Genomic DNA, 16,161 nt, shown 5'->3' on the forward strand with positions numbered 1-16,161 from the left:
ATGAAGTTAATTTACATAACTATTGGAGGAACTAATTGTGGTTTTGAAGAAAATATATACAAAAGCTAATTCCGTGCAACGGATTATTTTTCCCGATCTAAAACATCGTATGAGACTATATTATGCAGATCATTATGAGAGCACACCAATTGAGTCTAAAACTATCCTATATGAAACAAGAGATGGCAAATCAATCGTAGATTCCCCATTGGCTATATTTAACTACTTAACAAAAGATGAAAGATTTTCTGACTTTAATCATATTTGGGTTATTGATAAAGACGTTGAAGGCATAAAAAATACTATTTCGGAGCCATCTAAAAAGAGAGTAAAATTTGTTTATCGTGACACACTGGAATATGTAGATGCACTCCTAAAAGCTAAATACCTTGTTTCAAATTCGACATTTGAATCATTTTTTGTTAAAAGACCAGATCAAATATACATTAATACTTGGCATGGTACACCTCTTAAGTTTATGGGGTTTGATATACCGGGATCAATTTCTCATTCTCAAAATGTGTTAAGAAATTTTTTGATGACAGATTATATTCTATCACCAAACGCACATACTTCTAATGTTTTCATTGATAGTTATAAATTAAAAGGAATTTATACAGGAGAAATATTAGAGGGGGGATATCCTAGAATCGACGCTACACTATCCCAAAATAAAGATTCTGTTTATGAAAAACTGCAGGGTGTTGGTGTAGATTTACGTGGTGATAGAAAGAAAATTCTCTATTGTCCTACTTGGAAAGGTCAAAATGTTCATCAGGCAACAGATGATATTGAACAAATAGTCAATGAAACGTTAAGATTAAAAGAAAAGTTTTACGATGAATATGATGTTTTAGTAAAAGTTCATCCATTTATTTATAATGAGTTAAAAAATGATAGTAGATTATTTGGTCTATTAATATCAGATCTAGTTGATGCCAACGAAGTTTTGTCTATCACTGATGTGCTCATCACGGATTATTCAAGCATATTTTTCGACTTCTTAGTTACAAAAAAACCAATCATTTTTTACGCATGGGATAAAGATTTATACAGTTTTGAAAGAGGAATGTATCTGACAAATGATGAGTTACCTGGTCCTACTGCAGAAAACTTTGAAGAGTTGCTAAAATTGATTCAATCGGTAGAAATGAATCATACTAAATTTCAAAAGAAATATGAAGAGATGGCTAAGCGTATGGTTCCATATGAAGATGGACATGTAACAAAAAAATATGTAGATTACATTTTTAACAACCAAGTTTCAGATAAGATTAAAGTTCATACAGTGAATTCAAAAAAGAAAAAGCTGCTAATATTTCCTGGTGGCATGAGGAACAATGGAATAACATCAAGTTTTTTAAATTTGACAAACAATATTGATTATACAAAGTATGATGTTACCGTTATTTGCAATCCTTCAAATAATGAGGAAATCAATAACAATCTTAAGGCAATGAATAAAAACATTCGGCCTCTTTTCCGCTTTGGAATTGATATTCTTACGAGAAAAGAAAAATTAATTAACAAAAAATTTGCTGATCAGGGTGTAGAGAAAAATCAAAGAAGAAATTATCCGGAAAACGGGTATCGTAGAGAGATGAATAGGCTTGTTGGTAACTTAAAATTTGACGTAGCGATTGATTTTAGTGGTTACAGCTACTTTTGGGGAAGGCACATTTTAGGAGCAGATGCAAAAAAATATATAGTTTTTATGCACAATGATCTCTATTCCGATTCTCGTAGAGAAGTGAATGGGAAAATGCCAATGTTTAAAGATTTAAATGGTTTGTTCTCTATATACTATAAGTTTGATAAGCTATTGAGCGTTTCACCTATGACAAGAGACGTCAATTATAATAATTTGAAGAATTATGTTACTAATGAGCAAATGAGTTACGTGTATAATACAATTAACATCGAGAAAATTTTAGAAAAACGGACTGTAGTCGAAGTGAAACAACAATTGAATGTGAAAAGAGGTTTCTTACAGTTTGAGAATTCTGGAATAATTGAGTATGCATTGAATATTAACTCCTTACAAAAGAAAACATTCTCTAGAAAAGAAGTATCAAAAGAATCTACAGTGGTCCAATATGCATCGTTTTGTGTTGATGATGAACTATTTTTTAAAGTTTCTGTTGACAATATGTATTTAGGTTGGATATCCCAAAAATATGTAATTCCCAAAGAAATTAATACTCAAAGAATTGAGGACTTCCACGGTTTTGCAACAGTATCAAGATTTTTGAATTATCCGATTTGGGAAGACATAAAGACTAATACGAAAAAAGATAAAATTATTAGTTACGTACGGCCATTTAAAAATCGGTATTTTGAGATTGACAAAGTTGCATACACAGATGCAGGAAGATACTTCTATGTGAAGTATAACCAGAAATCATTGGGGTGGGTATCACCAAGACCTTTAATGAGAATACATGAAACAAGTCGTTATTCTCCTATAAACAGTTATTTCATACGCCGCACAAAAAAACTAGAAACAATTGAACCTGTTTATTTTACAGATTTCGTTGAGAACACGAATTTTTATGGAAAAATCAAAAACATACCGAATATTGAATTATGGTCTGCCCCAAAAGGAACTACTGGTTCGGAGAGTATTCCTTTTTCAGAGGACTATTTGGAACAGCCCTTTAAAATTAAGGAAATCAGTCATGTGGGAAGTAATAAATTTTATAAATTACTTTTAAATAACGATATATCAATTGGTTATATTGATTCGAAATTTGTAATTGAAATTTCAGAAGAAGACTTTAAAGAAGCAAATGATAAATCTGAAAAAAAATCAGAAACAAATTTCGTATTACCCAAAGTCGATCTAGGTTTTCAAAAAGTTCCGTTTCTTGACAAAAATTATTTTAATATAGTGAATATGGGAAGGTTATCTCCAGAAAAGAATCAGAAAAATTTGATTGAAGCTTTTGCTGAATTTAGACTAGAAAATCCGAAGAGTCGGCTTTACATTTTAGGAAAAGGTCCTTTAGAAAAAGAGCTGATTCAGTGTATTAAAGATACAAATCAAGAAGGATCAGTATTTATGTTAGGTCATCTGAGTTCTCCCTTTAATTTTATTAAAGAAACGGATCTATTTGTTTTACCATCTTATTACGAAGGGCAGCCAATGGTATTATTGGAATCAATGACTTTAGGAATGAAAATACTGGCTTCTAACATACCAGCGAATATTAATGTACTAGGTCAAGATGAAGAATATGGATTACTCACAAAAGGAACTTCCTCAGAAGATATTAAAAATGGTTTATTAAGAGCCTGGTCTTACAAAGGTATTTTTACCTCTTTTGATCCATATAGATACAATCAAGAAGCTATTGAAAGTTTTTATAAAGAAATAAATTAAAAATCGTATACATTTAGCTATAATTGTTGATACGGCAAGTCGTGCTCATAATTATAGCTTTTTGTGTTACTATTTCTTGTAGGGAAGAAATAAAAGGATATTGATTCTACAATTATAGGAGCCGAAGATGAAATTTAAAGAAAAAATAAAAAATAATGTGATGACTCCCAATGAGTTGCGATATTTAAAGTTTAGAAACTTACCAATAAAAAAGAAAACGATTCTACTCGAAGGATCCCATGGAAGGGAGTTTAGTGGACACATTTTTGCTTTAACTAGAAATATTCTACAATTTTACCCGGAATATAGTGTTAAAATTGTTACAAGAAAAAATGCATATTTACCTGCAGAGTTCGAGAATTATAACATTGAGCACTTAAGTAAGGAATACTTTGAATATTTAGCAACTGCTGAAATACTTATAAATGATACATCCTTTTGGTCTTTTTTTAATAAACGTATTGAACAAAAATATTATATATTTTGGCATGGAACACCATTAAAATTTTTAGGTAAATCTACACAGATACAAGGATATGGAAATATTCAAAGAAATTTGGCTTCTGCGGATAAAGTATTTGTCAGTAATGAATTTACTAAAAAGGTTTTAATTAAAGATTTTGGCATCGAAGATATAGTGAAAAATGAGATTGTTATAGCTCCATCTCCAAGAAATTCTTATTTGTTTGCTAACAGAGTTGTACCAAAAAGATATTTGTATATGCCCACTTGGCGTGGTAAAAATACAAATAATGTGATGATTTCTGATAAGTTAATAGATAATTTAAAGCGTCTGGATGATCTATTACTTGATAATGAAGAGATGTTTGTGAAACTCCATCCTTACGAAGAAAACTTAATAAATTTTGATTCTTACAATTTTAAACATTTGAAAAAGTTTCCCAAAGAAGAAACGTATACATTTATGCAAACAGTTGAAAAAATCATTACTGATTATTCTTCTATAATGTTTGATTTTTTAGTGACAAAGAGAGAAGTTCTATTATTTACTTTTGATGAAAAAGAGTATGAAGCAGAAAGAGGAATGTACTTCAAAATAAAAGATCTTCCATTTAAGAAGGTTACAGATCCTGAAAGTTTAATCTTAGCTTTGAGACAAAATTATAGTTTTAGGAATGATGAATTCATAAAAACGTATTGTAATTCAGATAATGAAAATGGTGCATTACAAGTTATAGACTTTTTATTATCAGAAAAAAAATCCTCTAATATAAATGTTCAAAATAACTGGAATGAGAAGGAGAACGTTCTAATTTATGCCTATCAACTTGCTGATAATGGAATAACAGCTTCTTTATTAAATTATTTTGAAACTGTTGATTTAACGAAACGAAACTATATATTGACATGGCAAGAAGGTATGATTCCAGAAAAGTTAGAATATAAAATTAAAAACCTTCCCAAAGGGGTTTTCACATTTATAAGTGCTGGCAAATTGCAAGCAACAATTAGGGAGTCATTTGCGACATTAAGTTATATGAATGAAAAACCAGCATCAAAAAAGTTGGTCGAACAAATGTATTTGAGAGATTTCAAAAGACAGTATCCTAATTTAGCCCCCTCATATTTTATTCATTATCCAGGATATGACCGCTCATATGCATCTTGGATGTGGATACTAAAAAAAATTGGAATCAAGACAATTATTTTTGTGCATACAGACATAGAAAAAGAAATGGAACTAAATAAATATTTAAAAAGGAATATTTTATTTGAAGCTTACAAGGAAGCAACCAAAGTTATTTGCGTAAGTGGGACAATAAAGAATAAAATTGATTATCTAGTTCCCGAGGCTAATACTTTTGTTAGTAATGTCCTAATAAATAAGAAAAAAGTAGAAAAGCTATCTAATTTGCCTATTACGGATCCTATACCATTAGAACTAATTGAGAAGTTTGAAGATAAATCGAATAAGATTTTTATTAACATCGGTAGATTTTCAAAACAAAAAGGTCTAGATAGATTGATAAAAGCATTTGAAACTGTTGAAGAAGAAAGTGTATACTTAGTTTTAATTGAGTCATATGGTCCCGAGAAGGAAACAATCATAAATAAAATTAACAGTAGTAAAAAAAAGGATTCTATCTATCTCTTGCAGAATTTGGGAAACCCTTATAATTTATTGAAAAAAGCATCATATTTTATTTTTAGTAGTAGATATGAAGGGTTAGGAATGGTTGTATTAGAAGCACTAGCTGTGAATACACCTGTGATAATGACTGATGTACCGGAAACATTGGAAATCTTAGATGGGTCAAATAAAACAATAGTAGTTGAAAATTCGATTGATGGCTTGATTCGAGGGTTTAATCTAGGTATTAAAAATATTTTGCCTAATGAAAAGTTTATGTTTTCATCGTATGAAGAAAAAGCGTTAAATACTTGGGAAAAAATTTTCAAAGATTAGTATTTTTTGTAAGGAGTTGTAATATGTATTTAAACAAGGTTACAGGATGGAAAAAGGGTATAATTATTTGGGTGATATTTGCTATTTTATCGATAATTATTCAAAGTCCTCAAATATTTTCAAAAGGTTATATTCTCGGCGTTGATTCTATTTTCCATATGAATAGAATCTATGAGACTATGATGCAACTAAAAACTGGGGACTTCAATTACTTTATCTCTTTGTTTTCCTATCAACAATCTGCAAGAATTGTGAATGCATTTTATGGACCAGGAATGTCATATATACTGGGTGCAGTCTTATTGCTTTCGGGAAGCTGGGTTAAGTTTCAGTTAATTACATCTTTTTTTGTTAACGTTATTGGTGCGTATGGTGTCTATCGTATTGCAAAAAAATTATCAGTTAGTGACGTTTTAGCAGTTCTCTCGGGTGCTATCTATATGGGTACTTATTTTGTTGCCTCTTGGAATACTGCAGGATCTTTTACAGGTATTGGAAATATGCTCATTCCATATGTCATATTTTATGGGATCGAGATGTTAGTAGATAAAAAACAAAATTTTTCTGTGTTAGGTTTAGGATTGAGTATGGGAGTCTTATTACAAACCCATGTGTTTTCCTCACTCCTAGCAACTTTGGTTCTGCTACCTTGTGTGATATATGCTTTCATAAAAACTACTTTAAAAAAAGAATTCTTGTTAAGCATGATCTTTTCTGTAGGGATAGCTATTTTATTAAGTTTGAATGTTTGGTTAGGAATGTTTTATCTTTTAAAGGATAATCAACTTTTACAAACAGTTCCGTTAGACTTATTAAAAAATGCAGTGTATTTCTTACCAGAAAAGGGAAATGGACAAGCGAATATTGGAATTGTGCTGAGTTCTTTGTTCTTTTTCCAAGTAATAAATTTAGTTATTAATTGGAGACATATAAATAATACAACAAAAATTTTAATGACTACTGGAAGTATATTTTTACTACTATCAAGTCGTTTCTTTCCATGGAATATCTTCTCGAAATTATTCCCGGCGTTGGAATCATTCTTACAATTTCCATCAAGGCTCATTATCGTGCCGACAATTTTGTTATTAGTTACTTTTGAATATGCCTGCAAATATTTAAAGAAAGAAATGGTACTAATAGTATTAGGGATAGCAGCCTTGTTTTCAATTTCGATTGCACAAGACAGAGTGATGTCTCGAATGACGGAGTGGAACTCTGAAAATGTGTTGGCCTCACCAAATAAAAAGCCATCAAACTTATCAGCCAAAGAATTAAGAAATGTCATTAGAAGTAACAATCTGGGTGAAGTATTGGATGTTGTAAGAAAAGGGACCTCTGATTACTTACCATTAAAAGAACCGCTGAGTAACCAAGATTTTGAACACTTTGATCCATATTCCAAATATTGGGAATATGTAATTAATCCAAATCCCAATTTTGAGAAAAAGGTATTAAACGGAGATATAGTCGTTTCTTGGGAATCAGATGATGATAAGATTGTCAACGTTCCTATATTTAAATACGAAGGTACTGTGATTAAAGATCTTTCATCTGGAAAACCTATTGATGTAAGAACAACGGATATCGGTACAATCCAGTTAAATGCAGGTGAAGTACGTGCAATTAGGGTCTCTTACCCGATTCCCTTGACTATTAAGATTTCTTTATTCCTTTCAGGAATAACTTTCATTATTAGTTTAAGCTATATTATTATTAATCAGTTCAAAAAAATATAAAAATGTTTTTCATATAATCTTTTTTACTTTAGAATGAAACGAATTAGAAATTAATTCTATTCCACTCCTCCTAACTTTCGTGTATAATGGTACAAGCCAGTATTACGAAAGTTAGGAGGAGTTGTTTTGAGTAAACAACATCCAGAGGATAAGTCCTTTAAAGACGAAGTATTAGGAGCTTTAAAGCAACCTCAATCAGATCAAACCCAGGAAGACCAAGGTTTGAACGAGCGTCCTATTCAACAGCCTCAAGAAGAGGTGGGTTCGCGAACTGCAAGTGGAAAGACCAAAAATAAAAAAGCAAAGCAAACTGCTGCAAGTCGTAGGGCAGCAGCGGAAGAATTACCCATAGCTGAAGGTGGAGAAACGCAATTGCGCAAGCAGCAACGCAAAAAAGAAGACCGAATTGTCAATCGGATCGTTTTGATCGTAGTTCTTGCTTTGCTCGTTATCGGTGGAGTTTTAGGATTTTCAATGTATCGTTATGTATCATCCGGGCTACAGCCTTTGAATCCTGATGACACGGAAACTGTCGCTGTTGAGATTCCTAGTGGATCGTCCAACAAAGCAATTGGAGAAATATTGGAAGAAGACAATATCATTAAGAGTGGTATGATCTTTAACTATTATACGAAATTCAATAATTTAACTGGATTTCAAGCGGGAAATTATCAGTTTGCGCCAAGTATGACATTGGATCAAATAGCGAAGATGCTACAAAATGGCGAAGGATCGGTCACCTCTGACGCCAAAGTCACCATTCCTGAAGGATTTGATGTAGATCAAATCGGTGATGCTCTAGCGGAAGCAACGAATATCTCGAAAGATGATTTCTTAGCTTTGATGGAAAGTGACGAGTTCTTTGAAAAAATGAAAGCAACCTATCCTGATCTTTTAGCAAGTGCCGGCGATGCACAAGGTGTACGTTACCGACTCGAAGGATACTTGTTCCCAGCGACGTATGACTACTATACAGGGAATACCCTAGAAGAGGTCGTTACTCAAATGGTGGATAAATCAAATGCGGTCATGTCAAAATATTTCGATCAAATCGCTCAAAAAGAAATGACCGTCCAAGAAGTTCTTACTCTAGCATCACTTGTTGAAAAAGAAGGTAGTAAGTTAGAAGATCGTAAAAATATCGCACAGGTATTCTTCAATCGCTTAGCAATTGATATGCCGCTGCAATCGGATATTTCGATTCTATACGCGTTAGGCGAGCACAAAGAGCTAGTTACTTATGAGGACACTCAAGTTGACTCTCCTTATAACCTCTATGTGCATACTGGCTACGGACCTGGACCATTCAACAATCCAAGTGAAGCAGCGATTCAAGCGGTCTTAGATCCAACACCGAACAACTACTATTATTTCGTTGCTGATATTCATACTCAAGAAGTTTACTTTGCAGAAACCTATGAACAGCATATGCAATTAGTGGAACAATACGTAAACAATACCTCAAATTAAATTTTCATAGGTTTATAGTTTACATTTAAAAAAAAGCATGGTAATCTTTTGTGGACTCATCGCAAAAGATTACCTTTTGCGATTTATTAGAAGTTACTAAAAGGAGAAAAGAACTATGGTAGAAAAAGTTTACCCAATGACACTTGAAGGAAAAGAAAAGTTAGAACAAGAATTAGAAGAATTGAAAACGGTAAAACGCGGTGAAATCATTGAACGTATCAAGGTAGCCCGCAGTTTTGGCGATTTATCCGAAAACTCAGAGTATGAGTCTGCCAAAGATGAACAAGCGTTTGTCGAAGGTCGAATCACTACTTTAGAAAATATGATTCGATTTGCAGAAATCATTGATAATGAAGGTGTCGACTCTGATGAAGTTTCCATCGGAAAAACAGTGATTTTTGTGGAGTTGCCTGATGGTGACGAAGAAGAGTACATGATCGTCGGCAGTGCTGAAGCAGATCCCTTTTCTGGTAAAATTTCCAATGATTCACCAATCGCTCGTGCTTTGATTGGGAAAAAAGTCAACGATGAAGTGACGATCTCAACGCCAGGCGGAGATATGCAAGTAAGAATCACAGAAGTAAAGAAAAGTTAATCGTTTGATTGCTAGGTAAATCTAGTTGACCCTGTTGTTCATTCTCCTTTAGGGAAATTGATCATACAGGGTCTTTTTTCGGACCAGCGACGGATGGACAAACCCTTTTTTTCAGGTATGATAGAGTAGAATTACTAGGAGGAGGAGCTTGAATGAAAAGTCCTTGGCGTTTTTTCTTTATTGTTGAAGCGCTCTTACTGCTTTTTGCGGTATGGCAAATTTTATCTAATCCGCCATTATTATTTTTATTAATACTTGGTGTGACGTGCTTGGTTCTGGTGAACCGAAGTGAGCGCAAGAGCAATTTTAAAAATTTCTTGATGGTCTCAAGTTCCATTGCTATTTTGATCAGTTTGTTAAATAGTCCAGCATTGTGGCTGATGCTGATTTTTGCGATTTTATTTATTGGATTAAAAGGAGTCGAGATTACCGGAATCGATTTGACTAAAAATTCCTTCTGGCGCAAAAAACAAATGATCATCGTTGAAACCGAAGAACCAAAGGCGGATCATCCGTTGAAACAAAAACAGCAATGGTTAGGCAATGAACGAATTGGCAGTCAAGTTTATGAATGGGACGATATCAATTTAGATATCTTGACGGGAGACACTTTCATCGATCTAGGCAACACGCTGTTGCCTAAGAAAGAAAATGTCGTGATCGTACGAAAAGGCTTCGGCAGAACTCGTATTTTAGTGCCTGCTGGCATAGCAATCAAATTAGAGCACAGTACTTTTATTGGCTCCGTTATCTTTGAAGGTGAAGAAACGAGCTTGAAAAATGAAAAAGTGACAATCTACAGCCCCGATTATGGCGAAAATAGTCGGCGTTTGAAAATTTTAACGAATACCCTTGTTGGTGATGTTGAGGTGATTCGGGTATGATCGGGAAATTTTCAAGAGGCATGATCGCGTTTTATGCAGGCTTAGCAAGTTTTTTTACCATGATTTTGATGTTGTTCTCCTATTTGTATGCCAGTGGGAAAAATAATTGGCTGATAGAAGTCTTTCAAATCAAACTTTTTTTCATTCCTATCGTCTTTCACTTGCTTGTAATATCTGCATTGATTGCTTTAGCTGTCTTCTTACTGATTTCTTTTTTCCGCAACCGCCAATACGGTCCGGTGGAAGAAAAGCTAAGACTGTTAGCCAGTGGCTATATCGATAGCCCTTTATTGGAAACAAAAATCCCCCATGCGTCTGAAAACCATTTGATTGCGAATGTGGATCGTGATATTGCTAGTATCCAATCGAAGATGAAACAGATGTCGATGGAATTACAGCAATTGAATGCGAAACCGCAGTTTGTTGATGGTCAGACGAAAGAAGAGATTTTAGAAGCAGAAAGGCAGCGTCTGGCTCGTGAATTGCACGACTCTGTTTCTCAACAGCTGTTTGCCGCCATGATGATGATGTCTGCACTAAATGAGCAAGCGATTCGAACAGATGCTCCAGAAAGCCAAAAGAAACAGTTAGCGATGGTCACAGACATTATCAATGCTTCGCAATCTGAAATGCGGGCGCTCTTGCTTCATCTACGACCTGTAACTTTGGAAGGGAAGAGTCTAAAGCAAGGAATCGAGCAATTGTTAAAGGAATTAGAGACCAAAATCAAAATTCTATTGACTTGGGATATTGAAGACTTTACGATGCCTAGTTCGATTGAAGATCAACTCTTTCGTGTGATCCAAGAACTCTTGTCTAATACACTGCGTCACGCGAAAGCTGATGAGTTAGAAGTTTACTTGCATCGCATCGATAATAACGTGTTGTTGCGGGTGATCGATGACGGGGTTGGCTTTGATCCACAGGATCAAAAAGCCGGCAGCTATGGCTTAATGAATATCCGAGAACGGGTGAGTGCCGTTGGTGGTACGTTGAAAATTATTAGTTTTAAAAAGCAAGGAACCAGCATTGAAATCAAAGTTCCATTGTTGAAGGAGGCATAACGGATGATAAACGTGTTGTTAGTTGATGACCATGAAATGGTTCGTCTGGGGGTATCTTCTTACTTATCGATTCAAGACGATATAGAAGTGATTGGGGAAGCGGAAAATGGCCGAGTAGGGTATGAAAAGGCCTTGGAGCTGCGACCAGACGTGATTTTGATGGACTTAGTGATGGATGAAATGGATGGGATCGAATCTACGAAATTGATTTTAAAGGATTGGCCGGATGCAAAAATCATTATTGTCACTAGTTTTATTGATGACGAAAAAGTCTATCCTGCAATTGAAGCGGGTGCGGCCGGTTATCTGTTAAAGACGTCTACTGCTCATGAGATTGCGGAAGCCATTCGTGCCACCCAGCGAGGCGAGCGGGTCTTAGAACCCGAAGTCACCACGAAAATGATGGATCGTTTGACGAATCGGACACCGATCTTGCATGAAGATTTGACGAATCGGGAACAAGAAGTGTTACTGTTGATCGCCGAAGGAAAGAGCAACCAAGAGATTGCGGATTCACTCTTCATTACGCTGAAAACAGTGAAGACACATGTATCGAATATCTTATCAAAATTAGAAGTAGAAGATCGTACACAAGCGACGATATATGCTTTTAAACACGGTTTGATAAAATAAATTCTCGATAATTATGCCTCCTCATGGTCAGTTGAGGAGGTTTTTGTTATACTAAATTATGATCTGGTAAAAAAGGAGCGTTTGTGGTGAAGCAAAATTATGCAATAATCGGTCTGGGGCGTTTCGGCGGTAGTATTTGTCGTACATTGATTGAATCTGGTCAAGAAGTACTGGCCATCGATAGCAATGAAGATCGGGTGAATGAGTACATGAATATCGCCACCCATGCGGTGGTCGGCAATGCACAAGATGAGATGACCTTGCGTTCACTAGGAATTCGTAACTTTGACCATGTGATCGTTGCGATCGGTGAAGATATTCAAGCCAGTATATTGGTCACACTGATGGTTAAAGAAATGGGTGTTCCTAATATCTTAGCCAAAGCCCAAAACGAATACCATGCCCGTGTACTGGAAAAACTCGGCGCAGACCGTGTCGTCCATCCTGAACGTGATATGGGGATTCGCATCGCCCATAATCTAGTTTCCAAAAATATCTTAGATTATATTGAACTATCTGATGAATTTTCTCTAGCAGAAATTCGTGTGTCCAATCCACGCTTTTTCAATAAATCCCTGATTGAGCTGAATTTTCGACAAAAGTATGGTCTGACAGTTGTTGCGATTCGTCGGGGACCAGGACAAGTGATCGTTTCGCCAGATGCAGAGGCGATCGTGCGTGAAAATGACAATTTACTCGTGATCGGCAATACAGATGATGTAGATATACTTGATGAACATATGAATGATTAGGAGTGAAGAAAATGAACTTAACAATAAGTCCTGAAGCAATGCAATGGTTCAAAAAAGAATTGGTGGTAGACCAAGGAAGCGGGATTCGTTTTTTTGGAAAAATTTATGGCAAAACACAAGTGCATGACGGATTTTCCGTGGGGATGTCAGTCGATAAACCAGAACGTCCGATCGTTGAACGAACCATTGACGGCTTGCTTTTTTTTATTGATGAAGCGGATGAGTGGTTTTTCAAAGGCTATGATCTGAGAGTTGATTATGATCAAACATTAGATGAACCCAAGTATGATTTTAGTGAAGATAAAAAATAATATGAGTTTGGTCAAATGATGACCGATGTAACTCGATTGGCTCTAGGAGATGAAACCGATGTTATCAATTGTTGTACCTTGTTTTAATGAAGAGGCGAGCTTGCCGATATTCTTTGAGGAAACAGAAAAAGTGAAGAGACGATTAAATATGCCCTTTGAATATATTTTTGTCAATGATGGCTCTTCAGATCAAACACTACCTGTTTTAAGAGAGTTATATCGTGACCACCCCGAAAGTGTTCGCTATTTATCTTTTTCGAGAAACTTTGGCAAAGAAGCTGCACTTTATGCAGGCTTACAAGCGGCGAAAGGCGATTTTGTCACTGTGATGGACGCAGATCTACAAGACCCGCCGACATTACTGCCAGAAATGTTTGCGATGCTGGAAGCAAAACCAGAGCTTGATTGTGTGGGGACTAGACGGGCGGATCGCAAAGGAGAACCGAAGATCCGTAGTTTTTTCTCAGATGCTTTTTATAATATTATCAACAAGATTGCCGATACCGAAATGGTAAATGGTGCTCGAGATTTTCGCTTGATGCGCCGTAATATGGTAGATGCCGTTTTACAACTGTCAGAGTACAATCGCTTTTCTAAAGGGATTTTTAGCTGGGTCGGCTTTGATACAGAGTACCTCTCCTATGAGAATCGAGAACGAGTAGCGGGTGAGACTTCGTGGTCATTTTGGAAACTATTTCAATATTCGATCGACGGGATTGTCAACTTTTCGGATACCCCTCTGAACATTGCTTCGTTTATTGGGGCGCTTTCCTGTTTTGGCTCTCTGATCGCATTGATCTTTATTGTAATCAGAACCTTTATCTTTGGTGATCCAACAACTGGTTGGCCATCGATGGTCAGCATTTTCTTATTTGTGGGCGGTTTGCAATTGCTTTGTTTGGGAATCATCGGGAAATATATTGGAAAAATTTTCTTAGAAACCAAAAATAGACCCTTATATTTCTTGAAAGAAACTGAAAAAGATCAAGAAAAACAACGATAAATTAAAAGTGTACATTCTGAAGGTTTCGCCTCCAACTGTACACTTTTTTTGCGGAAAGAATTTGTTAGTAGCCTTTATCCAGGTTTATCTCATTTTTTTCAAGTTCTTGTTTCGCCAAAAATTGTTGGAGATTCGCTAAGAAAATGGCCATAAATGCCTTTTGAAAATGGGGCGTATGCCCTGAGATATGGGGGGTTATCAAAAGGTTCTCGATGAGCCATAACGGATCATTCTCGGGCAATGGCTCTTCTTCAAAAACATCCAGTGCGGCAAATGCTAGCTGCTTTTTTTCTAGGGCTTTTGCTAATGCAGTGGTATCCACACTTGGCCCACGGCCGACATTATAAAAGGAAGCACTAGGTTTCATTTGGGCAAAAAAAGCTGCATCATACAAGTGAGTGGTTTCTTCCGTCAGAGGAAGGATGTTGATGACGCAATCGGCGGTTTTTGCGCAAGCGTGTAAGTCAGATAACGCGAACGTTTTTTCAAAACCTATCACGTCATGCCCGCTAGTATTGATACCAATGGGACTTACACCAAAAAAGGTCAATGCTTGAGCTAACTTTTGGCCAATTTGTCCCGTACCAACGATCAAAATCTCTTGGTCTGACAATTTTGTATAGGGGATTGTATTTGGTGACCATTGCTGTTTTCTTTGTTGTTGGATTGCTTGGAAAATCCCGCGGTTTTCCATAAATAGTAGAGCCAATAGATGGTCTGTAATCGATTCAGCATGGATGCCGCTACCATTAGATAAGCGAATGCCGTATTTCGCAAACTCTTTTAAGGGTAAGGTGTCTACGCCAGCTGAAATTGCTTGGACCCATTTCAAATTTGTTTTCTCCGTTAGTAGGTAGTCCTTCCATTCGGGCTTCCAACCGATGGTAATTTCTACTTGTGACCAATCAATTGCTTGGTCCTTTCTGTACACAAGAAATTGATAGTCTTTTTCGATTTGTTTCACGTATGTGTCGCGAAACTCTCGAGTGGCTAAGATTATTTTTTTCATTGCCAAGCCTCCTTTTAACTTAAGTGTAGCAAAGAATGAGAAAAAAACCATGCTCAAGGAATTGAACATGGCATAGATCAGGTTTTAAACTGAATTTTTGGAGAATGTTTAACCCCTTGTGTGAATAAGAATAAAGAACCAAATAAAATAAAGGTAGTTGCATCGAAGGAAGGCAATAGTAGTTGTACGATTACACTAATAAGCGTAGGCAATGCAGCACTTACGATCAGAATCTTTAAATTTTCAAAGAAAGTATAGGAGAATCGTTTTAATCTTGTATAGATCGTTGCAATAAAGGTCCCCATCACTAAGGTGATCAACAAGCTGACAAATGATGGATACAATGCAACAAAAAAGACAATAAGTTTGATTAGCCAGGGGATCGCTTGGTTTGATAGCGCTTCTCGAATCGCCTGCCCGTTAAGATTGCGCAGCGCAGGCTCACTGTAATCAAATTCTAATTGATTAGAATCTAACATTGACGTCGATAAGCCAGAAGAGGGGATACGGATGACCAGCTGATCTTTTAACAAGCCAACAGCGATGACAGAGCCAGTGACATCAGATGCAATATCTGCTGGCGTACGGTTGCCATCTGGATCGAAAGTAAAGATGATCGAATCGGTTTGATAAATGAAACCTTGCGTATTCGGCGCTGTAGCAAGCTGCCCATTTTCGATCGTAAAATCTGGAATCGATTCTCCAATTTTTTGTCCGTCTGCTTGCACATCGCGAAAGACACCTAATACATTGATGGTCATCGGTACCGCGATAAGCACGGAGGCGCTTAATAGAAAAACGATTACTTTGGAAAATTCTGCTTTTTTGACAAATTTTAAATCAGGTATTCGGAAAAAAGCAATTTTAAATAGTTGGACGATAGTCATTTGC

The 16,161-nt window shown here is 35.8% G+C and carries 13 protein-coding genes; 11 read left to right on the forward strand and 2 right to left on the reverse strand.

Features of this window, described 5'->3' with window-relative positions; translation table 11 throughout:
- The first annotated feature begins 37 nt into the window (after positions 1-37).
- From ENLAB_RS14640 to ENLAB_RS14690, 11 genes are all read left to right on the forward strand, one after another.
- Positions 38-3,382, forward strand: a complete 3,345-nt coding sequence (locus ENLAB_RS14640; RefSeq protein ID WP_244351765.1) for a CDP-glycerol glycerophosphotransferase family protein — start codon at positions 38-40, stop codon at positions 3,380-3,382.
- Positions 3,383-3,509: 127 nt separating this feature from the next.
- Positions 3,510-5,810: a CDP-glycerol glycerophosphotransferase family protein gene (locus ENLAB_RS14645; RefSeq protein WP_244351768.1), complete on the forward strand. Its 2,301-nt coding sequence runs from the start codon at positions 3,510-3,512 to the stop codon at positions 5,808-5,810.
- Positions 5,811-5,833: 23 nt separating this feature from the next.
- The gene (locus ENLAB_RS14650; protein ID WP_244351770.1) at positions 5,834-7,549 is read left to right on the forward strand and encodes a putative glycosyltransferase family protein; all 1,716 of its coding nucleotides are present in this window, start codon (positions 5,834-5,836) and stop codon (positions 7,547-7,549) included.
- A gap of 126 nt (positions 7,550-7,675) precedes the next feature.
- The gene (gene mltG / locus ENLAB_RS14655; protein ID WP_086292795.1) at positions 7,676-9,019 is read left to right on the forward strand and encodes an endolytic transglycosylase MltG; all 1,344 of its coding nucleotides are present in this window, start codon (positions 7,676-7,678) and stop codon (positions 9,017-9,019) included.
- A gap of 115 nt (positions 9,020-9,134) precedes the next feature.
- Positions 9,135-9,614: a transcription elongation factor GreA gene (gene greA, locus ENLAB_RS14660; RefSeq protein ID WP_005229556.1), complete on the forward strand. Its 480-nt coding sequence runs from the start codon at positions 9,135-9,137 to the stop codon at positions 9,612-9,614.
- A 152-nt stretch (positions 9,615-9,766) separates the two neighbouring features.
- On the forward strand, positions 9,767-10,498 hold the full coding sequence (gene liaF / locus ENLAB_RS14665; protein ID WP_010749367.1) for a cell wall-active antibiotics response protein LiaF: 732 nt from the start codon (positions 9,767-9,769) through the stop codon (positions 10,496-10,498).
- Positions 10,495-11,562, forward strand: coding sequence for a sensor histidine kinase (locus tag ENLAB_RS14670; RefSeq protein WP_077452577.1), 1,068 nt, complete (start codon positions 10,495-10,497; stop codon positions 11,560-11,562). The genes liaF and ENLAB_RS14670 overlap by 4 nt, the downstream gene beginning before the upstream one ends.
- Positions 11,563-11,565: 3 nt before the next feature.
- Positions 11,566-12,195: a response regulator transcription factor gene (locus tag ENLAB_RS14675; protein ID WP_077452576.1), complete on the forward strand. Its 630-nt coding sequence runs from the start codon at positions 11,566-11,568 to the stop codon at positions 12,193-12,195.
- Positions 12,196-12,281: 86 nt separating this feature from the next.
- Positions 12,282-12,947, forward strand: coding sequence for a potassium channel family protein (locus tag ENLAB_RS14680; RefSeq protein ID WP_005229566.1), 666 nt, complete (start codon positions 12,282-12,284; stop codon positions 12,945-12,947).
- Between the two features lie 11 nt (positions 12,948-12,958).
- On the forward strand, positions 12,959-13,258 hold the full coding sequence (locus ENLAB_RS14685; RefSeq protein ID WP_244351772.1) for a HesB/YadR/YfhF family protein: 300 nt from the start codon (positions 12,959-12,961) through the stop codon (positions 13,256-13,258).
- 58 nt (positions 13,259-13,316) lie between these two features.
- On the forward strand, positions 13,317-14,261 hold the full coding sequence (locus ENLAB_RS14690; protein WP_244351774.1) for a glycosyltransferase family 2 protein: 945 nt from the start codon (positions 13,317-13,319) through the stop codon (positions 14,259-14,261).
- A 64-nt stretch (positions 14,262-14,325) separates the two neighbouring features.
- Here the strand turns inward: ENLAB_RS14690 and ENLAB_RS14695 are convergent, their stop codons facing one another.
- The gene (locus ENLAB_RS14695; RefSeq protein ID WP_244351776.1) at positions 14,326-15,321 is read right to left on the reverse strand and encodes a phosphoglycerate dehydrogenase; all 996 of its coding nucleotides are present in this window, start codon (positions 15,319-15,321) and stop codon (positions 14,326-14,328) included.
- A 26-nt stretch (positions 15,322-15,347) separates the two neighbouring features.
- Positions 15,348-16,157: a DUF1189 domain-containing protein gene (locus tag ENLAB_RS14700; RefSeq protein ID WP_244351778.1), complete on the reverse strand. Its 810-nt coding sequence runs from the start codon at positions 16,155-16,157 to the stop codon at positions 15,348-15,350.
- Positions 16,158-16,161: the final 4 nt, after the last annotated feature.

The organism is Enterococcus innesii (assembly GCF_022846515.1).
GTDB classification, from domain to species: Bacteria; Bacillota; Bacilli; order Lactobacillales; family Enterococcaceae; genus Enterococcus_D; species Enterococcus_D innesii.